Here is a 22,883-nt window from a genome sequence, read left to right as displayed (position 1 = left end):
CGTGCTCCACAACTCCGAGACGTCCCCCACGAACCACGAGACCCCGGGCGCCGACACCGCGGCCCGCCTGGACGAGACCCTGCTGGGCGGCGCGCGCCGCTACACCCTGTCGCAGGTCGTGGAGCTCACCGGGCTCGACAAGCAGTTCGTGACCCGGTACTGGCGCTGGATCGGCCTGCCCGTCACCCACCCGACCGAGACCTGGTTCACCGACGCCGACGTCGAGGCGCTCAAGGACGCGGCCGGGCTGTTCGAGGCGGAGCAGATGGACGAGCGCGCCCAGATGACCTTCATCCGGTCGGTGGGCCACACCACCGAGCGGCTCGCGCTGTGGCAGGTCGAGGCGCTCGTCGAGCACCTGGCGCGGCGCTACCAGCTCGACGAGACGTCGGCGCGGCTGCTCGCGCTGGACAAGCTCCCGGAGATGTCCGAGATGCTCAGCCGCCAGCTCGAGCACGCCTGGCGGCGCCAGCTCGCGGCGCTCACGGGGCGCACCGCCATCGAGTTCGCCGGCGCGCGGGGCGACGAGAGCAACGACGGCCACCAGCTGCCCCTGCTGCGGGCGGTCGGGTTCGCCGACATCGTCTCGTTCACCAAGCGGACGGCGGGGCTCGGCTCGGAGGAGCTGGCGGAGTTCGTGCAGCGGTTCGAGGCCGGCGCGCGCGACGTCATCGTCAACGCGGGCGGCCGCGTGGTCAAGACCATCGGCGACGCCGTGCTGTTCGTGACCGACGACGTCGCGACCGGCGCCGAGGTGGCCCTGGGCCTGGCCGAGACCTCCGGCGCGCAGCTCGGGACGGCGGCGCCGGGGGACCCCGAGATCCCGGTGCGTGTCGGGCTGGTCTGGGGGCGGGTGCTGTCGCGGTTCGGCGACATCTTCGGGCCCACGGTGAACCTGGCCTCGCGCCTCACGGAGCAGTCCGACCCGTCGACCGTGCTGGTCGACAAGGAGACCGCCGCGCTGCTCGCCACGAGCTCGAGCTACGCGCTCACCGCGCAGCCGGAGCGCGAGGTGCCGGGCATCGGGCCGCTCGCGCCGGTGCGCCTGCAGCGCGCCTACCAGGGCTGACGGCGGGCCGGTCCGGCCCGCGTCCGACGGCGCCCGGGCAACCCGCGGCGCTGCCTCAACCGGCCGAACCGCCCCGCATCCTCTGGAGCGCCCGCATCGCGCCGGGCAGCAGCCGGAGCTGCTCGCGGCGCTCGGCCGCGAACGTGCGGCGGTCGCCCGAGGACCAGCGCCGGTCGAACAGCCGCTTCGCCGCCGCCACGGCCTCGGGCCGCCGCTCGGCGATGCGGCCCGCCAGCGCGAACGCCTCGTCCACCGGGGTGTCGGTGACGGTCCCCGCCAGGCCGAGCCGTCCGGCGTCGGCCCCGGTGAACTCCTCGGCGGTGAAGGTGAGGCGCTTGGCCGTCTCGATACCCACGAGCTGCACGAGCGCGCGGATCCCGGACATGTCGGGGACCAGGCCGCGCTCGACCTCCTTGACGGACCAGCGGGCGTCGGGGGCGGTCAGGCGCAGGTCGGCCGCGAGGGCGATCTGCACGCCGGCGCCGATGACGTGCCCGTGCACGGCCGCGATCACCGGGACCGGCAGGCGTCGCCAGGCCCAGCAGGCCTCCTGGAACAGGTTGGTGCCCCGCGGCGTCGGCACGAACGCCCGGGCCACCGCGGCGGGGTTGCGGGCCGCCGAGCCCAGGTCGAGCCCCGCGCAGAACGAGCGGCCGTTGCCCGACAGCACGACCGCACGCAGCCCGGGCTCGCGGCCCAGGCGGCGTGCGGTGGCCCGCAGCTCGGCGAGCATGCCGAGCGAGAGGGCGTTGAGCTTGTCCGGCCGGTCGAGGCGGACGTCGGCGATCCCGTCCGAGAGGGTGCAGGTGATGCCGCTCCCGGACGGGACGCCCGTCGTGCTGCTCGCGTTCATGGGGCGCAGCCTACGCAGGCGCCCCGGTCCGTCACCGCTCGGGTGCGACCTCGACCTCGGTGTCCACGCCCTCGTACGGCGGCACCGTGACCGTGCGCTTGCCGGCCTTGCCGCCGAGCACCACGGTCCGGTAGCTGACGTTGTTGGACCTCGTCCGCTCGTGCAGCGCACCGTTCGGGTTCACGGTGATCTTGATCTGGTACGTGCCGTTCTTGACCTTCGTCAGGTCGAACGCCTGCGTCTGGGTCTGGTTGTAGGTGTCGCCCCAGCCGGCGGGCAGCACCTCGCGGAGCCAGATGGCCGAGCGGTCGCCGCAGGTGCTGTCGAGGCCGGTGGCCTCGGGCCGCCACACGGCGCCCGGCACGGCCAGGTCGACCGGGTCGGTCGGCGCCAGGCACCACGACTGCTTGCCCGACGGCGTCACCGGCTTGCCCTTGGTCGTGACGAGCTCGTAGCTCGCGAAGTCGAGGAAGTGCCAGTGGTTGTGCTCCGGCGCCTGGTGGTACTCCATGGTGCCGGTCCTGGTGCTGCCGACCTCCTTGCCGTCCTTGTAGAAGAACTGGTACGCGTCCATCAGCTCGCCGGCGCCGCGGCGGTAGCCCTCGACGACCAGCGGGGCGGGCCCGGCGTTCCACTCGTTGGCGTTGAAGGTGAGCCGGTCGGTGCCGGCCTCGTCCACCTCGGTGCCGATCTGCCACGCGGGCGCGGAGACCAGGTCGGGGAGCGTGTCCTTGGCCGGCTTGCGGTTCGACGGCGTGGAGCCGCGCTGGCCCAGCGCCGGGTGGTCGCCACCCGCGTGCGCGGCGTCCCCGAGGGTGAACAGATTGGTGCGGTGCCCCGCGCCCGTGCTGCCGCTGCCGCTGCCGTGACCCGTGTGGCCGCTCTGCGCCCGCAGGCTCTCGGCCCGGGCGGACGCCCCGTCGCCGTCCTGCACCGAGCTGAACCCCTCGGCGGGCGTGCCCATGAGCTCCTCGGCGACCTCGCCGCAGTCGAAGATCTCGCACTCGTCGACCACCTCGACCTGCTGCTTCACCGTGCGGCCCTTGGCCGGCAGGCCCAGGAAGTCCGCGACCGGGTCGCTGATGGAGACCGTCATCACGAGGTTCTTCTGCGTGGTCTCGAGCTCGAAGTACGTGTCGAGCTTCGCGGCCCAGCCCTGCTCGATCCCGGAGACGCTCGACCTCGTGAACCAGCTGCCTCCGCAGAACGCGGGGTAGACCGGCTCGGTGCGGCCGGTCGGCTCGACGCGCTGCCGGTCCGACCCGCCCACGCACAGGCTGCGCGTGTCCTTGGCCAGGACCTTGCCCTTGGTCGTGGCCACCTGGACCGTGAGCCCGTTCTTGAAGCCGTTGAGCCCGTCGACGATCGCCGCCGGCGCCTTCGTGGTCGTGCGCCTGCCGTCCCGGATCACCGTCCGGGTGAGCGAGACCGGGGCGGAGGCCTTCTTCCGCTTGGCCCAGAACTCGTGGGTCTCGCCGTACGCGGCCAGCCAGACCCCCGAGTCGAGGTACGCGAAGCCGTCGTAGGTGTAGGCCTGGACGGTGCTCGACGCCGGGGCGAAGCGCAGGCCGGGCTTCGCCGCCGCGGTCGGCGCAGCCGGCGCCGTCGTCGTGGCGGACTCGGTCGTGGCCGCGCTCGCAGCGTTCGTGGCGCCGCCCTCGCCGAGGAGGCCGAGGGCCAGCACGGTCGCCACACCCATGGTGAGCAGGCGCGACGTAGGACGGGTCAGGCTAAGAACGGTCATGGATCCCCCAGCTGGAGTGAGGACAGGAACCTGTCACCGCTAGAGACGGATCACCCGCGGGGTTCGTTGGGTCCGCGGCGCGATTCACCCCCTGAGTTGCGCCAAGGGCGGGGCACGGACCGGTGTGTGACACGATGCGAGCGTGCTGAAAGTCGTTCTCTTCGATCTCGACGACACACTCGTGGACCAGGAGGGCGCCTCTCGCGCGGCGCTCCTGGACTGGCTCCCCGAGCTGGGTCTGGACCTCGACGACCCGGAGGAGCTGGTCACCGCGTGGGGCGGCATCTCCGAGGATGCCTACGCCCGGTACCAGCGGCGCGAGATCACCTTTGCGGAGCAGCGCCGTGTCCGCGTGCGCGAGTTCCTGGGGGCCGACACCACCGACGACGAGGCCGACGAGCTGTTCACCGGCTACCTCTCCCGGTACGAGCAGGGCTGGGTGGCGTTCGACGACGCCGTCCCGGCGCTGCGGCGGGTGCGCGACGCCGGCCTCGTCGTCGCCCTGCTCACCAACGGCGACTCCGCGCACCAGCGGCTCAAGCTCGACCGCACCGGGCTCGCCGCGCACGTCGACGTCGTCGTCGCCTCGGACGACCTGCCCGCCGGCAAGCCCGACCCCCGCGCGTACGGCTCCGCCTGCGAGATCCTCGGCGTCGCGCCCGACGACGTGCTCATGGTGGGCAACGACGTCGAGAAGGATTTCCAGGCGCCGCTCGACGCCGGGCTCGGTGCGGTGCTGCTGGACCGGTACGACCGCTACCCGGAGGTCGCGGACCGGATCCGGACCCTGACCGAGGTGCCGCTGTCGGGCTGATCGCGGGGTACCTGAACCACTGCGCAGGGCCGCGCTGACGCATAGCTCAGACAGGTATCTGGTCCGGGGCTGGTGCCATGGCCGGTCCCTGTGCGTGGATCTCCTCCTCGATGACCGCTTCGAGCTCACCGGGGCTCGGGAGCGCGGCGCGCTCCGCTGGTGTCAGGCCCTCGTAGAGCGCGACCGCCACGGGTGACGCCGTGCCGGCGAGCGCGTAGTCGAGCGTCGCGTCGTTGCGCTCGGTGCACAGCAGGATCCCGACCGTCTTGGCGTGCAGGCCCGGGTCCCGGACCTCGCCGTCGACCATCGCGACGTAGGTGCCGATCTGGCCGATGTGGGCGGGCTGGAACTTGCCCACCTTGAGCTCGACGACGACGTAACGCAGCTGCGTCACGTGGAAGAACAGCAGGTCGACGAAGAACTCGTCCCCGCCCACCTCGATCCGGTACTGGCGGCCGACGAAGGCCATGTCGCGACCCAGTTCCAGCAAGGTGTCCTGGATGCGGTCCATCAGCACGCGCTCGCGATCACGTTCGGCGACGTGCTCGTCCGGGTCGAGGTGCTCGAAGACGTAGGAGTCCTTGACGGCCTGCTGGGCGAGGTCGGAATCGACGGCGTCGAGCGTCGTCGCGAAGTTCGACGGCGCGGAGCCGAGCCGCTTCCTGAGGTCGGTCTTGATCTCGAACTCGAGGCTCGCGCGGGACCAGCCGTTCTGGACGGCCTTGGCGGCGTACCACTCGCGATCGTCGCGGGTGTCGAGCTTGTCGAGGAGGACGGTGACGTGGCGCCACGGCAGTTGTGCACCAGGCTGGTGCACAAATTCAGACTCGGTGGGCCAGGCCTCGGCGACCTTCCGCATGTACAGCAGGCTGCGTCGCGACCAACCGTGCTGACCTGGGAATTCGCGCCGCATGTCCGCCGAGATCTGGTCCACGATCTTCGCGCCCCAGCCTTCGTTCCGCTGGCGGTCGAGGATGTCGCGCCCCACCGACCAGTACAGCCGCAGCACTTCTGTGTTGGCCGCGCGCATCGCGCGGTACTGGGTGGTGCGTACCCGTCGTTTCAGGTCCGCGATGAACTCCCTGTAGCCGTTGGGCGTGGGGGAGCTGCTGGTTTCGATGGTCACGGGCACCAGCGTGTAGAGGAATCATGACATCCGCCAGTCGCGTTGCGTATACGCAACGAAAGTGGCTCAACCGACTGATTTGTCGTGCGATGGAGCCCCCTCAGACCCGGACCGGCTCCGGGTCCCGGGGGTCCGGGTCCGCCTCGATCAGCGACGGCCCGTCGTTCTGCACCGAGCCGACGGCATCGCCCACCGGCAGCGTGGCCAGCCGCAGGTTGTCGATCTGCAGCAGGTCGGACGCGTCGCTCACCGAGGGGTCGAGCCACTGGTTCCAGGCGCTGGGCGGCAGCACGAGCGGCATGCGGTCGTGGATCGCGGCCATGCTCTCGGACGCCGGGCGGGTCACCACGGTGGTCGACACCAGCCAGCGGTCGGGGTCGGTCTCGCTCGCGGCCGGGTTGCGCCAGAACTCGTACAGGCCGGCGAACGCCGCCACGCCCTGCTCGGCCGGGTGGATCCAGTACGGCTGCTTCGGCACCTTCTTCGCACCCGTCGCGGGCAGCGACAGCTTGCGCCACTCGTAGTAGCCGTCGGCCAGCACGAGGCAGCGCCGGGCCTTGAAGGGCTTGGCGAACGCGGGCTTGTCGGCCAGCGACTCCGAGCGTGCGTTGATCATGCGCGCGCCCCCGCTCGGGTCCTTGGACCAGGACGGCACGAGGCCCCAGCGGGCGAGCTGCATCGACCGGCTCACGTCCGTGGAGCCCTTGGCCGCCCGCTCGACGACGATGCGCACCGGGTCCGTCGGCGCCACGTTCCAGGACGGCGGCAGGAGCCGCGCGTCCTCGGCGATCTCGGCGATGGCGAGCTCGTCGGCGAGGTCCTGGGTCTGGGTGAAGGAGGCAAAGCGTCCGCACATGGGACCAGCATGCCCCGAGCCACTGACACTCGCGGGATGCCGGGAGCGCGGCACGGCCGTGGTGAACTCCGGACGAACACCTGACCGGAGAGCGAGATCACTCTTCTCATCGTCGTATCGATTCGATAGCATCGGGCCCATGCCAACCTCTGCGCCGTCGGGCGTCTCCCCAGTCATGCCCGCGCGCCGAGCGTCCTCCCGGTCCACCGTCAAGTGGGTCCTCATGCTCGGGGCCCTCTCGGCCCTGCCCGCCTTCACCGTCGACATGTACCTGCCGGCCCTGCCGCAGGTCGCCCTGGACCTCGGCTCCACCGAGGCGCTGGCCCAGCTCACGGTGTCCTGCATGCTGATCGGCGGCGGCGTGGGCCAGCTCGTCATCGGCCCGCTCTCGGACCGCTTCGGCCGTCGCACCCCGCTGCTGGTCGGCCTCGCGCTGCACGTCGTCATCTCGCTGCTGTGCGCCGTGGTCACGAGCATGCCGCTGCTGATCGGCCTTCGCCTCGCCCAGGGCTTCTTCAACGCCGCGGCCGGCGTGGCCTCGGTCGCCATCGTGCGCGACCGTTTCGTCGGCGCCGAGGCCGCGCGCATCCTGTCCCGCCTCATGCTGGTGATCGGAGTGGCGCCGATGTTCGCGCCCACGCTGGGCACCTTCGTGCTGGCGCACGGCCCGTGGCGCTGGGTGTTCGTGGTGCTGGCCGTGATGGGCGCCGCGCTGGCCCTCGTGGTGCTCCGGGTGATGCCCGAGACCCACCCGCCGGTCAAGCGGCTCACCGGCGGCGTCCGCACCGTCGTCGGCGGCTACGGCAAGCTGCTCCGGGACCGCCACTTCATGGCCCTCGCGGTGATCCCGGGCCTGGGCTTCGGCGTGCTGATGAGCTACGTGGTGGGCTCGCCCATCATCTTCCAGCAGGAGTACGGGCTGAGCGAGGCGCAGTTCGCCCTGCTGTTCGCCGTCAACGGCGTGGGGCTCGTCCTGTCGGCCCAGGTCAACGCGGCACTCGTGCGCAAGGTCGCCCCGGTCCGGCTGCTCCGGTTCGGGGTGGTCGCCCAGGCGATCCTCGTCGTCGTGCTGCTCGTGGTGGTCCTGACCGGGGCGGGCGGGCTGATCGGCCTGTTGGTCGCCCTGTGGTGCGTGCTCGCGTTCCAGGGGCTCGTCCCGGCCAACGCGTCCGCGCTGGCGCTGTCCCGGCACGGCGAGATCGCCGGCACCGCGGCGGCGATGATCGGCGCCGTCCAGTCCCTGATCGCCGGCTCGGTGAGCTCGCTCGGCGGGTTCCTGGGCGGTGACGCCGCGGCCATGGCCCTGGTGATGCTCGCGGCGGTGGTGCTGGCGATCGGCGTCCTGGCGATCGCCACCCCGGCGTTCCGGCGCGGCGGCTGGCACATGCCGGTCTGAGCGTCGCCCGGGAGGTCGCCGGGAGAGTTCACCAAGAGGTAGCGCCAGGTTCACCGGGATGTGGGGTGGGCCCACTTGGCTCGGCCGCATGAGCACACCCCTGCGTACCCGCGCCGCGCGCGTGGTGGCCGCCGCGGCGGCGGCATCGTTGCTGCTGCCGGCGGCCGTCGCCGTCGCCGGGCCCCGGCCCGGACCCGCCACCGAGCACCACCACGGCGGGACCCACCTCACCGTGACCCTCGCCGGCCGCGCCACCCTGTCGGCCGACTACCTCGCGGACGGGCCGCCGTCAGGCGCCGCGGCCAGCCCGGGCAACGGCCGGCAGGGCCCCTGGGACGGCCAGGTGATCCCCGGCTTCTCCGCGATGGTCGACAACCACGACGGCACCTTCTGGGCCCAGCCCGACAACGGCTTCGGCGCCAAGGGCAACTCCGCCGACTTCCTGCTCCGCAACTACCTGGTGCGCCCGCAGTGGGACACGAACCGGCGCGGCTCGGGCTCCGGCGAGATCGAGGTGCTCGACTTCATCGAGTACAACGACCGCGACCACGTGCTCGACTTCGACATCGTCAACGAGGACACCGCCGACCGGCTGCTCACGGGCGCCGACTTCGACATCGAGTCCCTGGTCCGCGCGGCCGACGGCACGTTCTGGGTGGGCGAGGAGTTCGGCCCGTTCCTGCTGCACTTCGCCGCCGACGGCACGCTGCTGGAGGCGCCCTACGCCTTCCCCGACGGCAAGTCGCCCGGCAACCCGTACCTGGAGCCCGGCGAGACGCCCAACGTGGGTAGCAGCCGCGGCTTCGAGGCCATGGCCGGCGTCGGCCGCTACCTCTACCCGGTGGTCGAGGGCGCCCTGGCGAACGACACCGACCCGCGCCGCCGCTGGATCTACCAGTTCGACACCCGCAAGGGCGAGTACACCGGCAAGCGCTGGGCGTACCAGACCGACCAGACGGCGAACGTCATCGGCGACGCCTTCGCCACCGGCCGCGACTCGATGCTGCTCATCGAGCGCGACGACTTCGAGGGCGACCAGTCGGTCACCAAGCGCGTGTACGAGATCGACCTGGGCACCAAGGACCGCGACGGGTTCGTGCGCAAGGAGCTCGTCGTGGACGCGCTGCGCATCGACAACCCGCGCGGCATCGACGCGGGGGAGGGCTACGGCCTCGGCGAGACGTTCGCCCTGCCCGTGCAGTCCTTCGAGACCGTCCTGTTCGTCGACCAGGACACGCTCCTGATCGGCAACGACAACAACTACCCCGGCAACGACGCGCGGGTCACCGGCACCCCGGACGACACCGAGATGGCGCTGGTCGACCTCAAGAGGAAGCGCGTCGCGGACGACGGCGTCACCGTCGTCGGGCACCGCGGGGCCTCCGGCTACCGGCCCGAGCACACGCTCGCCGCCTACGAGACCGCCATCAACCAGTGCGCCGACTACATCGAGCCCGACGTGGTCTCCACCAAGGACGGCGTGCTGGTCGCCCGGCACGAGAACGAGATCAGCGGCACCACGGACGTCGCCGCGCACGCCGAGTTCGCCGGCCGCCGCACCACCAAGACCATCGACGGCACCCGGATCACCGGCTGGTTCACCGAGGACTTCACGCTCGCCGAGCTGCGCACCCTGCGCGCCAAGGAGCGGCTGCCCCAGGTCCGGCCCCAGAACACGGCGTTCGACGGCCTCTACCTGGTCCCGACGCTCGACGAGGTGCTCGACCTGGCCCGCAACAGCCGCACCTGCGACGGCGCGCCGGTCGGCGTCTATCCCGAGACCAAGCACCCCACCTACTTCGACTCCGTGGGCCTGTCCCTGGAGGAGCCGCTGGTGGCCGAGCTGCGCCGCAACGGGTTCGACCGCCGGGACGCCCCGGTGATCGTGCAGTCCTTCGAGGTCGGCAACCTGAAGGAGCTCGACGAGCTCACCGACGTGCCCCTCGGCCAGCTCGTCAGCAGCAGCGGCGCGCCCTACGACCTGGTGGCCGCCGGCGACCCGCGCACCTACGCGGACCTCGTCACCCGGCAGGGCCTGCGCGAGATCGCCCGGTACGCCGACGGGATCGGCGCCGAGAAGAACGTCCTGATCCCGCGCAAGGCCGACGGCACGCTCGCCGAGCCGACCAGCGTGATCCGCGACGCCCACCGCGCGGGCCTCGAGGTGCACACCTGGACCTTCCGCCGGGAGAACCAGTTCCTGCCTGCCGAGTTCCGCTCGTCGGCCGACCCGAACGGGATCGGCGACCTCGTCGGCGAGATCCGGGTTTTCCTGGACGCCGGTCTGGACGGGTTCTTCTCGGACAACCCGGACCTCGGTGCCGCCGCGGTCAGGTGAACCCCGGGTGACTTAACAGGCCCCGTGCCGGGGTACATGCTTATGCTCCGTATGTGCCCCGGCACCTCCGTCACCAGCAAAGTCATCGCGCCGCCCGCGTCGCGGCGCTCATCGTCGTCGGCGCGCTCGTCCTCGTCGCCGCGGGCGGCACCGCCGCCTATCTCGACCTGAAGCAGCAGATCGGCGTCAGCGACGTCTCGGGTCTCGTCAAGGGTCCGACGCCGTCCGCGGACCCCGACGACCCGTTCACCGGACGCAGCCTCAACATCCTCGTGCTCGGCACCGACCTGCGCGGCGGCGAGAACACCGAGATCGCCGGTGCGGGCGACGGCGGCATGCGGTCGGACACCACGATGCTGGTGCACGTCTCCGGCGACCGGTCCCGCATCGAGGTGGTGTCGATCCCGCGCGACTCGCTGGTCGACATCCCGGCGTGCAAGCTGCCCGACGGCTCCGAGTCCGGGGCCACCTACGGCATGTTCAACAGCGCGTTCACGATAGGCGGCGGCGCGGCCGAGGACCTCACCTACGCCGCGGCCTGCACCATCTCGACCGTGCAGACGCTCACCGGCGTACCGATCACCAACCACATGGTCGTCAAGATGGACGGCGTGGTCGAGGTCGTCGAGGCACTCGGCGGCGTGCGCATGTGCCTGCCCGAGCCGCTCGTCCAGAACCCGGCGTACGGCCGGTTCGAGCTCCCCGCCGGCGAGCAGACCCTCGACGGCCGCCAGGCGATCGGCTTCCTGCGCGCCCGGCACGGCACCGGCCTGGGCCTGGAGCAGGGCAGCGACCTCACCCGGATCGACCGGCAGCAGGCGTTCGTCGACGCCCTCGTGCGGCAGATCCTGGACCAGAACGTCGTGACCAACTCGCCGCGCCTGTACCGCACCATCGAGGCCGTGCTGCGCGCCATCTCGGCCGACCCCGGCCTGGCCGACCCCGCGGCGCTCGCGGGCCTGGCGTTCAGCATCCGCGACATCGACCCGTCCGAGATCGTGTTCACCGAGCTGCCCGTGGTGGCCGCCCCGACCGACCCCAACCGGGTGGTCTGGACGGCGGACGCCACGGCGATCTGGGAGCGCCTCGCCGCCGACGAGCCGCCGCCGGGGCACGAGACCCCCGCCCCGGGCTCCGGGTCGTCCGGCAAGCCCTCCACGGACTCCACGGGCGGTTCGTCCGACGGCGCCTCGGACGGCGCCACCGGCTCGGGATCGGCCGGCGACGACGGCGGTGCGACGCCGTCGGGCAGCCCCAGCCCCTCGCCCTCGCCGTCGCTGCTGCCGGGGGTCTGCGCGGACTGATCCGGGCCGCTGACCCCTGGCGTCGCCTGGACGCAACCTGGGAACGGCTCGACTTAGTTACACGATTGTCGCAATGAGGCCCTACTCTCCGATGCGTGGCGAGTGACTTCTGGACGGCAGTGCGACCTGTCGGCGAGATAATTCCCGGGGTTCCCCGACATGCGCGCACGGGCGAGCGCCAGCCCCGGCACGTGCGCAGCTGGCGGAAGAAGTTCGTGGTCCGCACGGTCACCATGAGCGTGGTGGGTGCGATGGCGTTCGGTTCCGCGGCGGCCGCGACGGCGTACCACAACGCGATCTCGCAGATCGAGGTCCAGGACCTCGACGGCCTGGTGACCGAGGTCGTCGAGCCGAAGGACCCGTCCGACCCGTTCAAGGACCAGGCCGTCAACCTGCTCCTCATGGGCACGGACATCCGCGACGGTTCCAACGCCGAGATCGGCGGCACCGTCTCGGGCATGCGCTCGGACACCACGATGCTGGTGCACATCTCCGCGGACCGGCAGTGGATGGAGATCGTCTCGCTGCCCCGCGACACGTTCGTCGACATCCCGTCCTGCAAGCTGCCCGACGGCAGCCAGTCGCAGCCGTACCGGGACAAGTTCAACGCCTCGTTCACCGTCGGCTCCGGCGGCACGGACATGAAGTACGCCGCCGCGTGCACCATCAACACGGTCAACGCGATCACGGGTGTGACGATCACCAACCACGCCGTCGTCAAGATGAACGGCGTGATCGACGTCGTCGACGCGATCGGCGGCGTGAAGATGTGCCTCCCGGAGGCGCTGCACGGTGACCCGAGGTCGGCGCGCATCGACCTGCCCGCGGGTGAGAACCGGCTCGACGGCAAGACGGCCATCCAGTTCCTGCGCGTGCGCAAGGGCACCGGCATGGGGCTCGAGATGGGCAGCGACCTGACCCGCATCGAGCGTCAGCAGGCGTTCATGAACGCGACGTTCCGGCAGATCCTGTCCGCCGAGACGCTCGCGGACCCGACCAAGACGTTCCGCCTGATCAACGCCGCCCTCGGCTCCCTGAGCGCCGACCCGGCGATCGCCAACCCGGGCAGCGTGGCCGGCCTGGCGTGGTCGCTGCGCGAGGTCGAGAAGCGCAACATCATCATGACGAAGATCCCGGTCTACGACACCGAGGAGGGTGGCGTGGGCGGGCTCGGCTGGGGTCCGGAGGCCGCGGAGATCTTCGCGCGGGTCGCGGCCGACGAGCCGCCCGCGGACGTCGTCCTGGACGAGCCGGAGCCGTCCGCCTCGCCGAGCGGGAGCGGCGCGGCCGAGGAGGGTTCCGGCGACGCCGGGGGCGACACGGGTGGCGACTCCGGAGGCGACACGGGTGACGACTCCGGGACGGGCGAGACCGACACGGGCGACTCCGGCTCCGGCGACGCCGGAGGCTCGGAGGGCACCGAGGGCGCCGAGGACGCCGAGACCGGCGGGAGCGAGGGCGGCAGCGAGCCGAAGCCCAGCCCGAGCCCCGAGGTGCTGCTCGACGGCGTCTGCGCCTGACGTGTCAGACGTACAGGTCACCCGGGTGACCTGTACGTCTGACGCGTGGATCAGCTGCCGAGGACGAGCGTGGCCGCCACGACCACCATCGTGACCGCGACCACGCTGTCCAGCACGCGCCAGGCGCCGGGCCTCTCCAGCAGCGGCGCCAGGTAGCGCGCGCCGTAGCCCAGGGCGACGAACCAGGCGGTGCTGGCGAGGCAGGCGCCGAGCCCGAACCACCAGCGGTCGTCGCCGTGCGTCGCCGCGAGCCCGCCCACGAGCACCACGGTGTCGAGGTAGACGTGGGGGTTCAGCCAGGTCAGGGCGAGGGTGGTGGCGACGGCGGCGCCCACCGTCCGCGTGGTCATGCTGTGCCGCCCCATGACCACCTGCTGGCCTCGCCAGGCGCGGCGGGCGGCCATGCCCCCGTAGACCAGCACGACGACGGCGCCCGCCCACCGTGCGATCTCGACCACCATGGGCGCGCTCTGGATCAGGGAGCCGAGCCCGCCGACCCCCAGCGAGATGAGCACGAAGTCGCTGACGGCGCAGATGCCGGCGACCAGACCCACGTGCTCTCTGCGCAGGCCCTGGCGGAGGACGAAGATGTTCTGCGCACCGACGGCGACGATGAGCGAGAGGCCGAAGGCCATCCCGGCAAGCGCTGAGAGCATTCCTGAACCGTAGGAAGTCGGACAGAGGATGTCCGGTTCATGATTCGGAAGTGCGGAAGGACTGTTACGGGGTTAATGATGGGGGTACGTCCATATTTCACGCCGGGAGCAGCCTGCGTGTTGCTTCTTTTCGCAGCGCTGCCGTGACCCGGTCGAGCACCGCGGACCGCAGCTTCCACTGCTGCAGGTGGAGCGGGACGTCCAGGACATAGCCGGGCTCCACCAGCGTGATGCCGCCGCCCGTGCCGGCCTCCAGGCCGCCGATCGCGGGCTGCTCCAGGAGCATGCCCCAGCCCAGGCCGAGGCGGATGGTGTCCTCGTACTCGACGGTGCTCGGCACGTGGTACCGCGGCGGACGGGCGTGCGGCGCGCGGGCGCGCAGGTACACGTCCTGCAGGTCGTCGGTCCGGTCGAAGACGACGACGGGCGCGGCGGCGAGCGCGTCCGGCGTCGGGCCGTCGGGGAACCAGCGTTCCGCGAAGGCGCGCGTGCACGCCGGGCGGTAGCGCATGATCCCGAGCGGGGTGCTGCGGCAGCCCTGCACCTGCGCGGTCTGCGACGTGACCGCCGCCATGACCACGCCCTCGCGCAGCAGGTCGGCCGTGCGGCTGTCGTCGGCGCGGTGCAGGTCGAACGTGACGCCCTCGACCTGGGCGAGGGCGGGCAGCACCCAGGTGGCCAGCGAGTCGGCGCTCACCGCCAGCGGCACGGTGACGAGGCGGGCGGGCGCGCCGCTCTCCTCGTCCTCCACCGGGGCGTCCTGGGCCCCGAGCTCGACGGCGACCTCCGCCCCGAGCAGCTCGGTCTGCCGGGCGAGGCGCAGCAGCGCCTGGCCCGACGGCGTCGCGACCACGGGGCGGGCGCGCCGGACCAGCACGCTGCCGGCCGCGTTCTCCAGCGCGCGGATGCGCTGGCTCACCGCGGACGGCGTCACGTGCAGGGCGCGGGCCGCGGCGTCGAACGAGCCCTCGGCGACCACGGCGGCCAGCGCCTCGAGCTGGCGGGAGTCCCATCGCATGGCACCAGTGTGGCGCACCATCAGTTCTGCTTAAGCCGCGTGAGAAACATGAACTGGTCTTCAGGCGGTGCGCTGCCTAGCGTTGACGACATGCTCGCCCTGCTCGCCGGACTCGGATTCGGCCTCTCGCTCATCGTCGCCATCGGAGCCCAGAACGCGTTCGTGCTGCGCCAGGGGCTGCGCCGCGAGCACGTGGGCGTCGTGGCGGCGGTCTGCGCGGCCTCCGACGTCGCTCTCTACGCGGCGGGGGCCGCCGGGTTCGGGCCGCTCGTGGAGCGCTGGCCCGACGCCGTCGTCGTCGTGCGCTGGCTCGGCGCCGCCGTCGTCATCGCCTACGGGGCCATGGCCGCGTGGCGCGCGATCAAGGGCGACACGACGCTCGCCGCGGCCGAGGACGGCGCCCTGGGCGACCGCCCCGGACGCCGCCTCAAGCCCGTGGTGCTGACGGCGCTCGCCCTGACCTGGCTCAACCCGCACGTGTACCTCGACACTGTGGTGCTGCAGGGCTCGGTCGCGGCCACCTACGGCGACACGCGGTGGTGGTTCACCGCCGGTGCGATGGTGTCCAGCGTCGCGTGGTTCGCCGCCCTCGGGTACGGCGCACGGCTGCTCGCCCCCGTGCTCCGGCGCCCGAACGCCTGGCGCGTGCTCGACGGCGTGATCGCGCTGATCATGCTGGCCGTCGCGATCTCGCTGCTGGTGGGCTGAGGGCGGCTAGCTCAGCGGGACGCCGAGGCCCGCGAGGCGGGTCGCGGCGTCGCGCAGGACACTCTCGCTCTTCACAAATGTAAATCTCACGTGGTTCGCCAGGGACTGTGCCGTCGGGGAGCCCGGGCGGCAGAACGCCGACGCCGGGATGGCCACCACGCCCGCCAGCTCCGGGAGCTTGCGGCACAGCTCGACGCCGTCGCGCAGGCCGAGCCGGGCCAGCACGGCCGACGCGTCCGCCATCACGAAGTACGTGCCCGCCGGCTGGGTGACCGTGAAGCCCGCGGTCTCCAGGCCCGCGCACAGGAGGTCGCGGCGCTCGGCCAGGGACGCGGCCAGCGCGCGGGGCGTGTCGTCGTCGGCCAGGGCCTGCGCGATGGCCGGCTGGAACGGCGCGCCCGACGTGTACGTCAGGTACTGCTTGACGGTCCGCACCGCCGTGACCAGGTCGGCCGGGCCGTGCAGCCAGCCCACCTTCCAGCCGGTGAACGAGAACGTCTTGCCCGACGACGAGATGGTCAGCGTCCGCTCGGCCATCCCGGGCAGCGTCGCGACCGGGACGTGCTCCGCGCCGAACGTGAGGTGCTCGTAGACCTCGTCCGTCACCACGATCGCGTCGTGCTCCCGGGCGACCGCGGCGACGGCGGCCAGCTCGTCCCGCGTGAGCACCGTCCCGGTCGGGTTGTGCGGCGAGTTGAGCAGGATCATCCGCAGCCGGCCGGTGGCCGCCGCGCGCAGGGCCTCGACGTCGAGCCGGAACCCGTCCGGCCCCGGGACGAGGGGGACGGTGACGTGCGTGGCGCCCGACATGCCGATCGCGGCCGCGTGCGAGTCGTAGAACGGCTCCAGCGTGAGTACCTCGTCGCCGGGCCGGGTCAGCGCCAGGACCGACGCCGTCAGCGCCTCGGTGGCGCCCGTGGTGACCAGCACCTCGGTGTCGGGGTCGACGTCCAGGCCGTAGTGCCGCTTCTGGTGCTCGGCCACGGCGTGGCGCAGTTCCGGCACGCCGTCGCCGGGCGCGTACTGGTTCCGGCCCGCCTCGATCGCCTTGATCGCCGCCTGCTTGACGTACTCCGGGCCGTCGACGTCGGGGAAGCCCTGGCCGAGGTTGATCGCGCCGGTGCGGACCGCCAGCGCGGACATCTCGGCGAAGATCGTGACGGCCACGCTGCCGTCCTCGGCCAGCAGACCGGCGGCGCTCGCGGTGGCCTGCCAGCGGTCCTGGCCCCGGTCGGACGAGTCGCGGCCAGGTGAATGAAGGGCGTTCATGGGCTAGACGATAGCCACCGCCCGTCCACCGTGGGTTCATCTCCGACATCCCGCACAACCCGCTTTACCTGCACCTTTGTGGACAAGCCTGTGGATTTGGTGGATAACTCGGCCTCCTGGGGAAAGTTATCCACAGGGTGCCCTGCGGAGATGAACGTTTGGATCTAGCGTTGCCGGTCATGGGCGAAGAGGGGGCGCGGATCCTCGAGCACGAGGTCCGCGAGCTGGTGCGGCGCAGGGGTCTGGACCCGATCGGTGATCGGGAGGGGTTGTCGACCCTGGTGACGGACGCGGTGGGTGACTACGCGACCCGGGCGAGCGTCGGCGTGGTGCCGCCGCTGGAGGACCCGGACGCCGCGGCCCGCGCCGTCACCGACGCGGTGGGCGGGTTCGGCCCGTTGCAGCCGTACCTCGACGACCCGGAGATCGAGGAGGTCTGGCTCAACGCGCCGACCCACGTGTACGTCGCGCGGCGCGGGGTGTCCGAGCTGACCAGCACGGTGCTGACCGACGAGCAGGTGCGCGACCTCGTGGAGCGGATGCTCAAGACGTCGGGACGCCGGCTCGACCTGTCGAGCCCCTTCGTGGACGCCCGGCTGCCCGGCGGGGAGCGCCTCCACGTCGTGATTCCCGACATCACGCGCTCCGCGTGGGCCGTGAACATCCGCAAGCACGTGGTGCGGGCCCGCTCGCTGGCGGACATGGTGCGGCTCGGCTCGCTCACGGCCCAGGCCGCGACGTTCCTCGACGCCGCCGTGCGGTCCGGGCTCAACGTGCTCGTCTCGGGCCAGACCCAGGCGGGCAAGACCACGATGCTCAACGCCCTGGCGGGGTCGATCCCCGGTTCCGAGCGCGTCATCTCGGCCGAGGAGGTCTGGGAGCTGCGCCTGCCGGTCCGCGACCACGTCGCGCTGCAGACCCGTCCGGCCAACCTCGAGGGCTCGGGCGAGGTGCCGCTGCGGCGCCTGGTCAAGGAGGCCCTGCGCATGCGCCCGGACCGGCTGGTCATCGGCGAGGTGCGGGAGGCCGAGGCGTTCGACCTGCTCATCGCACTGAACAGCGGTGTGCCCGGCATGTGCACCCTGCACGCCAACACCGCGCGCGAGGCGGTCGCGAAGATGACCACGCTCCCGCTCCTGGCGGGCGAGAACGTGTCCGACCGGTTCGTGGTGCCCACCGTCGCCTCCGCGGTGGACCTCGTGGTGCACCTCGGCCTGACCCGGGCGGCGGACGGCGTGGTGCGCCGCCAGGTCCGCGAGATCGTCGCGGTGACCGGACGGGTCGAGGAGGGCCGCATCGAGACCGCCGGGATCTTCGACCGGGACGCCGACGGTGACCTGCGTCGTGGCGACGGCATGCCGCCCGGCGAGGACCGGTTCGAGCGCGCCGGGTTCGACGTCCGGGCGCTGCTCGCCGACCGGCGGGCGATGCCTCCGGAGGCAGGGCCGGGAACCGGTGCCCCGCGCGGCTCCGCCGCCGGCCCGTGGGCCGGGGCCGCCGGAACGGGCGTGGGCGCCCGTGCGGCGGTGGGCGGTCGCGCCGGCGCGCGGGCAGCCGCGAGCCCCTGGGCGACCCGCTGATGGGCGTCGTCGTCGGCCTGCTCCTCGGCGCGGGCCTGTTCAGCGTCTGGTGGTCCTGCTGGACCCCGACGCCGCGCCCCACCGGCCGGGTGACCTGGCAGATGCGCACCCGCGACCTGCTCACCCAGGCCGGTGCACCCTCCGTGACCCCCGCGATGCTCGTCGGCTCGTGCGTGGCGCTCGGCGTCGTCACCCTGCTCGTGGCGCTCGCCGTCACCAGGTCGCCCGCCATCGCCGTGTGCTTCGCCGCGCTCGCCGCTCCCGGCCCCGTGGTGCTGGTCCGCGCCCGTGCCCGGCACCGTCGACGGGCGCTGCGGGAGGTGTGGCCCGAGGTGGTCGACCACCTCGCCTCCGGCGTCCGCGCCGGGCTGTCCCTGCCCGAGGCCGTGGCCCAGCTTGCTCACCGCGGCCCCGTCGAGCTGCGCGAGCCGTTCGGCCGCTTCGCCCAGGACTACCGGGCCGGCGGCCGGTTCGGCGACGCCCTCGACGCGCTCAAGGAGCGCCTCGCCGACCCGGTGGCCGACCGCATCGTCGAGGCCCTGCGCCTGACCCGTGAGGTCGGCGGCCAGGACCTGGGCCGGCTGCTGCGCACCCTCAGCGGCTTCCTCCGGGAGGACGCCGCGACGCGCGGCGAGCTCGAGGCCCGGCAGAGCTGGACCGTCAACGGGGCCCGGGTCGCGGTCGCCGGGCCCTGGGTCGTCCTCGCCCTGCTGTCCACCCGCCCGGGGACGGCGGCCGCCTACGACTCGCCCGCGGGGATCACGGTGCTCGTCGGCGGGGGCCTCTGCGCACTGCTGGCCTACCGGCTGATGCTCCGGATCGGGCGGCTGCCCGCCGAGCGCCGGGTGCTGCGGTGACGGGCTGGGCCGCGGGGGCGCTCGCGGGCCTCGGCGTGGCGCTCGGGGTGCTGATCGTGCTCGCCCGCCTGCGGGCGCGCGCGATCAGCCTCGACGAACGGCTCGCGCCCTACCTGCGCCCGCGTGACGCGACCTCGACCCTGCTGCGGGAGGCCAGCCGCACGTCGGCGGTGGTCCGGCTGCTCGGACTGCACGACGTCGGCGCGCGCCTCGAACGGTTCGGCGCGCCCCGGGAGGAGACCCACCGCCGGCTCGACCGGGCCGGCTCCGCCGAGACCGTCGACCACTTCCGCGCCCGCCAGGTCGTATGGACGGTCGCGGGGCTCGCGGTCGGGCTCGGCCTCGCCCTGCTCCTCGCCGCGACCCGTGGGGCGTCCGTCGTCCCCCTGGTCGCGCTCGTGGTGGTCACGGGCGGTTGCGGCTACGTCGCGTGCGACCAGGCCCTCACGCTCCGGGTCCGACGGCGCGAGGAACGCCTCCTCGCCGAGCTGCCGACCATCGCGGAGCTGCTCGCCCTGGCCGTGGCCGCGGGGGAGAGCCCGCCCGCCGCGCTCGAACGCGTGGCGTCCACGGCCCGCGGCGAGCTGGCGGGCGAGATCCGCCGCATGGTCGCCGAGGTGCGCGCGGGCGCTCCCGTGACCGCTGCCCTCACGGCGCTCGCCGACCGGTCCGGGCTGCCGCCGCTGTCGCGGTTCGCCGAGGGCGTCGTGGTCGCGCTCGAGCGCGGAACCCCGCTGGCGGACGTGCTGCGCGCGCAGGCCCGCGACGTCCGCGAGGCCGGCCGTCGCGCCCTCCTGGAGGCGGGCGGCCGCAAGGAGATCCTGATGATGGTGCCGGTCGTCTTTCTGGTCCTGCCGGTCACCGTCGTCTTCGCCGTGTTCCCCAGCCTGGCCACGCTCCGGATCGGGCTCTGACCCGACCGGCCGAACGAGTCCGTTGACGAAAGGAAGCCCCATGCGCGACGACCGAGGGACCGAGACAGACCACGCCGAGCACGCGACCGAGCGCGGTGACGTGCCGGGTTGGGTGCTCGTAACTCTTATGACGGCTGGCCTCGTGGTGGCGCTCTGGGCCGTCGCCGGCCCCCTGCTCGAAGGTGCCTTCCGCCAGGCGATCAGCAGCGTCACGGGCCAGGGGTGAGCACCGGCCGGCGGGAGCACGGCTCCGCGGCGGTCGAGTTCCTGCTGGTGTCGGTGCTGGTCCTGGCGCTCCTGCTCGGGGTGGTCCAGGTGGCGCTCGCCGTCCACGTGCGGTCGCTCGCGACCGATGCGGCGGCGGAGGGCGCCCGCGTGGCTGCGCGAGCCGACCGGAGCCCGGCCGACGGTGTCGCGCGCACCCGGGCGCTCCTGGCCGGTGCGCTGACCGGCGACTACGCCCGCGACGTGACCGCCGGCACCGCCACGCTCGACGGTGTGGCGGTCACCGAGGTCACGGTGCGGACGCCGCTGCCCGTGGTCGGTCTGCTCGGACCTGCCGGCACGATCACGGTGCGCGGCCACGCCCTGGTGGAGCGATGAGTGGGCCGCGCCGGGGCACGCGGGGAAACGGTTGCGCGGCCGAGGGGGTAACGCTGAGCGCGCAGTGCTACGTCTCCGTTACCTCCTCAGGGGAGATGCCTTCGCCCCGGGGCCGGATGATCCGACGCGCGCGGCAGGCGTGGCGGACACGCACCGCGGACCCCGCGCGCGAGCAGGGGTCCGCGATGGTCGAGTTCCTCGGCGTCGCGCTGATCCTGTTGATCCCGCTCGTCTACCTCGTGGTGACCCTCGGGCGCGTGCAGGCCGGCGCGTTCGCCGCCGAGGGCGCCGCGACGAGCGCGGTCCGCGCCCTGGTCACGGCCGAGTCCGCGGCCGCCGGCACCAGCCGGGCCGACGCCGCGGTGCGCCTCGCCCTGACCGACCAGGGCTTCGCGCCCGGCGAGGGCACGCTCGTCCTGGAGTGCGCGCAGTCCCCGTGCCTGACGCCGGGCGGTTCCGTGGCCGCCGTCGTCCGTGTCGAGGTACCCCTGCCCCTGCTGCCGGAGGCCGTGCGGGGCTGGGTGCCGCTGTCCGTCCCGGTGGAGGCGGCGCGCACGGGGACGGTCGACGAGTACGCGGCGATCCGGCACTGAGGAGTGTCCGTCAGGCCCCCGGGTGCGAGGACGGTCCGCACCCCTCCGTGGGGTGCGGACCGCCGTCGTTCTGCACGGCCACTCGGCCGAGCGGCCAACCGGCCGAACGGCCGAGTGGCCGCGTCCGGGCCAGGGTCAGCCCGTCGGGCGGTCGAGCGTCAGGTGGTCGAGCAGGTCGCCGTCGGCAGGTTGGTGTTCCCGTTCTTGTAGAGCGTGATGCCGAACGAGTTCCCGTTCCCGTTCGGTACGGCCGTCAGGGTCCCGGTGCTTCCCGAGACCGTGGCGTTCCAGGAGTTCTGCAGGCTCTGACTGCCCTGGAGCTGGACCGATACGCGCCAGGCCGAGCTGCCGGAGACCGCGAGCGAGACGTTGAAGCGGTCGGACCATTCCTCGGCCCGGGTGACCGTGACGGTGCACCCGCCGGTCGGCGGGTTGCCGGTGCCGCCCGCGTTCAGGGCATCCAGCGTGTAGTTGTAGGCGAGCTTCTTGTTGCCGTTGCCGTCGAAGAGGAGCGGGGTGTCACCGGACCGCCACGAGTCGGAGTCCCGCACACCCCAGACGCTGATGCCGGTGCAGCGCGACACCGCGAGGCAGGCCTGGACGATCCCGCGGTACTGCTCGGCCTGCGAGGTCCCGGAGCCCGCGATGTCGAGCTCGGTGATCTGGACGTCGACCCCCAGGGCCGCGAAGTTGCCGAGGGTGGTGTGGTAGTTGCTCGGGACCGGGTTCCCGCTGTTGAAGTGCGCCTGGAAGCCCACGCAGTCGATCGGCACCCCGCGGGACTTGAAGTCGCGGACCATGTTGTACACGGCCTGCGTCTTGGCGTGCGACCAGTTGTCGGTGTTGTAGTCGTTGTAGCAGAGCTTCGCGTTCGGGTCGGCGGCCCGGGCGGCGCGGAACGCCGCCTCGATCCAGTCGTTGCCGGTGCGCTGCAGGTTCGAGTCGCGGCGCGCGCCGGAGGATCCGTCGGCGAACGCCTCGTTCACCACGTCCCAGGAGTGGATCTGGCCGCGGTAGTGGGTGGCCACCTGCGTCACGTGGTTGAGCATCGCGGACCGCAGCGCGGAGCCGCTCATGTTCTGCATCCAGCCCGGCTGCTGCGAGTGCCAGGCCAGCGTGTGTCCCCGGACCTGCTTGCCGTTGCTCCGCGCCCAGCTCACGATGCGGTCGCCGTTGGTGAAGTTGAACTGGTTCTGGTTGGGCTCGGTGGCGTCCAGCTTCATCTCGTTCTCGGCGGTGACCATGTTGAACTCACGGTTCGCGATGGTGGTGTACGCCGTCTCGGAGAGCTTGTTCGCGGCGATCGCCGTGCCGAAGTACCGGCCGGACTCCGCGGCGGCGGCCTGCAGGGTGCTGCCGGCGGCCTGGGCCGAGGTGACGGCCACCCCGGTGCTGAGCACCACGGCGGCCAGGGTGGCGAGCGAGATGGCTCTGAGGGTGCGCCCACGGCGCGGTGGGGCGAACGTTCGGGTCATCATCGTTGATCCCCTTCGTGTAGGACGTGCCGTCGTTGGCGCGTCGGACGTCGAAAAGGATTTCTACGCCCCCACCAGGTGTCAAGGGTTTCGCTAAACGTTTTCGAAGATCGGACGAATCTAAACGATCAGATCGCCGCCAAGGTCCCGGCAGGGCGCCGACCAGCCGCTCCCGGCGTCGCCCGCGCGC

At 72.5% G+C, this 22,883-nt stretch carries 21 protein-coding genes; 13 read left to right on the top strand and 8 right to left on the bottom strand.

Annotation, left to right across the window (positions count from 1 at the left end; translation table 11 throughout):
- Position 1 precedes the first annotated feature (1 nt).
- Positions 2 to 1,069 carry an adenylate/guanylate cyclase domain-containing protein gene (locus H291_RS0102115; RefSeq protein ID WP_020013326.1) on the top strand — a complete coding sequence of 356 codons (1,068 nt, stop codon included), beginning with the start codon at positions 2 to 4 and terminating at the stop codon, positions 1,067 to 1,069.
- 55 nt (positions 1,070 to 1,124) lie between these two features.
- Here H291_RS0102115 and H291_RS0102110 read toward each other — a convergent pair whose 3' ends face one another.
- On the bottom strand, positions 1,125 to 1,922 hold the full coding sequence (locus H291_RS0102110; protein WP_020013325.1) for a crotonase/enoyl-CoA hydratase family protein: 798 nt from the start codon (positions 1,920 to 1,922) through the stop codon (positions 1,125 to 1,127).
- Between the two features lie 31 nt (positions 1,923 to 1,953).
- Positions 1,954 to 3,666, bottom strand: coding sequence for a lysyl oxidase family protein (locus H291_RS0102105; RefSeq protein ID WP_198012380.1), 1,713 nt, complete (start codon positions 3,664 to 3,666; stop codon positions 1,954 to 1,956).
- A 142-nt stretch (positions 3,667 to 3,808) separates the two neighbouring features.
- Between H291_RS0102105 and H291_RS0102100 the strand changes: the two genes are divergently transcribed.
- Positions 3,809 to 4,480 carry an HAD family hydrolase gene (locus tag H291_RS0102100; RefSeq protein ID WP_033325415.1) on the top strand — a complete coding sequence of 224 codons (672 nt, stop codon included), beginning with the start codon at positions 3,809 to 3,811 and terminating at the stop codon, positions 4,478 to 4,480.
- A gap of 46 nt (positions 4,481 to 4,526) precedes the next feature.
- Here the strand turns inward: H291_RS0102100 and H291_RS28270 are convergent, their stop codons facing one another.
- Together H291_RS28270 and H291_RS0102090 are read right to left on the bottom strand one after the other, a co-directional pair.
- Positions 4,527 to 5,606 (bottom strand): PDDEXK nuclease domain-containing protein, encoded by a 1,080-nt coding sequence (locus H291_RS28270; RefSeq protein WP_232215959.1) that lies wholly within the window; start codon positions 5,604 to 5,606, stop codon positions 4,527 to 4,529.
- 100 nt (positions 5,607 to 5,706) lie between these two features.
- Positions 5,707 to 6,462, bottom strand: coding sequence for an SOS response-associated peptidase (locus H291_RS0102090; protein WP_020013321.1), 756 nt, complete (start codon positions 6,460 to 6,462; stop codon positions 5,707 to 5,709).
- A 139-nt stretch (positions 6,463 to 6,601) separates the two neighbouring features.
- On the opposite strand from H291_RS0102090, the gene H291_RS0102085 reads away from it, so the two are divergent.
- From H291_RS0102085 to H291_RS0102070, 4 genes are all read left to right on the top strand, one after another.
- Entirely contained in the window at positions 6,602 to 7,858 is a 1,257-nt protein-coding gene (locus H291_RS0102085) for a multidrug effflux MFS transporter (RefSeq protein ID WP_232215958.1), read from the top strand.
- A gap of 88 nt (positions 7,859 to 7,946) precedes the next feature.
- Positions 7,947 to 10,196, top strand: coding sequence for an esterase-like activity of phytase family protein (locus H291_RS0102080; RefSeq protein ID WP_020013319.1), 2,250 nt, complete (start codon positions 7,947 to 7,949; stop codon positions 10,194 to 10,196).
- A 53-nt stretch (positions 10,197 to 10,249) separates the two neighbouring features.
- Positions 10,250 to 11,500 carry an LCP family protein gene (locus tag H291_RS0102075; protein ID WP_020013318.1) on the top strand — a complete coding sequence of 417 codons (1,251 nt, stop codon included), beginning with the start codon at positions 10,250 to 10,252 and terminating at the stop codon, positions 11,498 to 11,500.
- Between the two features lie 191 nt (positions 11,501 to 11,691).
- Positions 11,692 to 13,020 (top strand): LCP family protein, encoded by a 1,329-nt coding sequence (locus H291_RS0102070; protein ID WP_026365303.1) that lies wholly within the window; start codon positions 11,692 to 11,694, stop codon positions 13,018 to 13,020.
- Positions 13,021 to 13,070: 50 nt separating this feature from the next.
- On the opposite strand, the gene H291_RS0102065 is transcribed toward H291_RS0102070, so the two are convergent.
- Together H291_RS0102065 and H291_RS0102060 are read right to left on the bottom strand one after the other, a co-directional pair.
- On the bottom strand, positions 13,071 to 13,676 hold the full coding sequence (locus H291_RS0102065; RefSeq protein WP_026365302.1) for a LysE/ArgO family amino acid transporter: 606 nt from the start codon (positions 13,674 to 13,676) through the stop codon (positions 13,071 to 13,073).
- Positions 13,677 to 13,773: 97 nt separating this feature from the next.
- Positions 13,774 to 14,694: a LysR family transcriptional regulator ArgP gene (locus H291_RS0102060; protein WP_020013316.1), complete on the bottom strand. Its 921-nt coding sequence runs from the start codon at positions 14,692 to 14,694 to the stop codon at positions 13,774 to 13,776.
- A gap of 90 nt (positions 14,695 to 14,784) precedes the next feature.
- Between H291_RS0102060 and H291_RS0102055 the strand changes: the two genes are divergently transcribed.
- Positions 14,785 to 15,402: a LysE/ArgO family amino acid transporter gene (locus H291_RS0102055; protein WP_020013315.1), complete on the top strand. Its 618-nt coding sequence runs from the start codon at positions 14,785 to 14,787 to the stop codon at positions 15,400 to 15,402.
- A gap of 6 nt (positions 15,403 to 15,408) precedes the next feature.
- On the opposite strand, the gene H291_RS0102050 is transcribed toward H291_RS0102055, so the two are convergent.
- The gene (locus H291_RS0102050; protein WP_020013314.1) at positions 15,409 to 16,671 is read right to left on the bottom strand and encodes a pyridoxal phosphate-dependent aminotransferase; all 1,263 of its coding nucleotides are present in this window, start codon (positions 16,669 to 16,671) and stop codon (positions 15,409 to 15,411) included.
- Between the two features lie 179 nt (positions 16,672 to 16,850).
- Between H291_RS0102050 and H291_RS0102045 the strand changes: the two genes are divergently transcribed.
- The 6 genes from H291_RS0102045 to H291_RS0102020 all read left to right on the top strand — a co-directional run bounded on the left by H291_RS0102045 (position 16,851) and on the right by H291_RS0102020 (position 21,218).
- A complete protein-coding gene (locus H291_RS0102045; protein ID WP_020013313.1) occupies positions 16,851 to 18,251 on the top strand; it encodes a CpaF family protein in 1,401 nt (466 codons plus the stop codon).
- Positions 18,251 to 19,108 (top strand): type II secretion system F family protein, encoded by an 858-nt coding sequence (locus tag H291_RS0102040; RefSeq protein ID WP_026365301.1) that lies wholly within the window; start codon positions 18,251 to 18,253, stop codon positions 19,106 to 19,108. Before H291_RS0102045 ends, H291_RS0102040 begins: the two co-directional genes overlap by 1 nt.
- Complete coding sequence (locus H291_RS0102035; RefSeq protein WP_020013311.1) at positions 19,105 to 20,022, top strand: type II secretion system F family protein; 918 nt, start codon at positions 19,105 to 19,107, stop codon at positions 20,020 to 20,022. The genes H291_RS0102040 and H291_RS0102035 overlap by 4 nt, the downstream gene beginning before the upstream one ends.
- 40 nt (positions 20,023 to 20,062) lie before the next feature.
- Positions 20,063 to 20,248: a hypothetical protein gene (locus H291_RS0102030; RefSeq protein ID WP_020013310.1), complete on the top strand. Its 186-nt coding sequence runs from the start codon at positions 20,063 to 20,065 to the stop codon at positions 20,246 to 20,248.
- On the top strand, positions 20,245 to 20,625 hold the full coding sequence (locus tag H291_RS0102025; protein ID WP_020013309.1) for a TadE/TadG family type IV pilus assembly protein: 381 nt from the start codon (positions 20,245 to 20,247) through the stop codon (positions 20,623 to 20,625). The genes H291_RS0102030 and H291_RS0102025 overlap by 4 nt, the downstream gene beginning before the upstream one ends.
- A 95-nt stretch (positions 20,626 to 20,720) precedes the next feature.
- Entirely contained in the window at positions 20,721 to 21,218 is a 498-nt protein-coding gene (locus H291_RS0102020; protein ID WP_232215957.1) for a pilus assembly protein, read from the top strand.
- A 158-nt stretch (positions 21,219 to 21,376) separates the two neighbouring features.
- Here the strand turns inward: H291_RS0102020 and H291_RS0102015 are convergent, their stop codons facing one another.
- Positions 21,377 to 22,696, bottom strand: coding sequence for an endo-1,4-beta-xylanase (locus H291_RS0102015; protein ID WP_020013307.1), 1,320 nt, complete (start codon positions 22,694 to 22,696; stop codon positions 21,377 to 21,379).
- Positions 22,697 to 22,883 lie beyond the last annotated feature (187 nt).

The sequence above is a fragment of the Promicromonospora sukumoe 327MFSha3.1 genome, assembly GCF_000385135.1.
Lineage (GTDB): Bacteria > Actinomycetota > Actinomycetes > Actinomycetales > Cellulomonadaceae > Promicromonospora > Promicromonospora sukumoe_B.
This window is presented reverse-complemented; position numbering and strand designations above follow the sequence as displayed.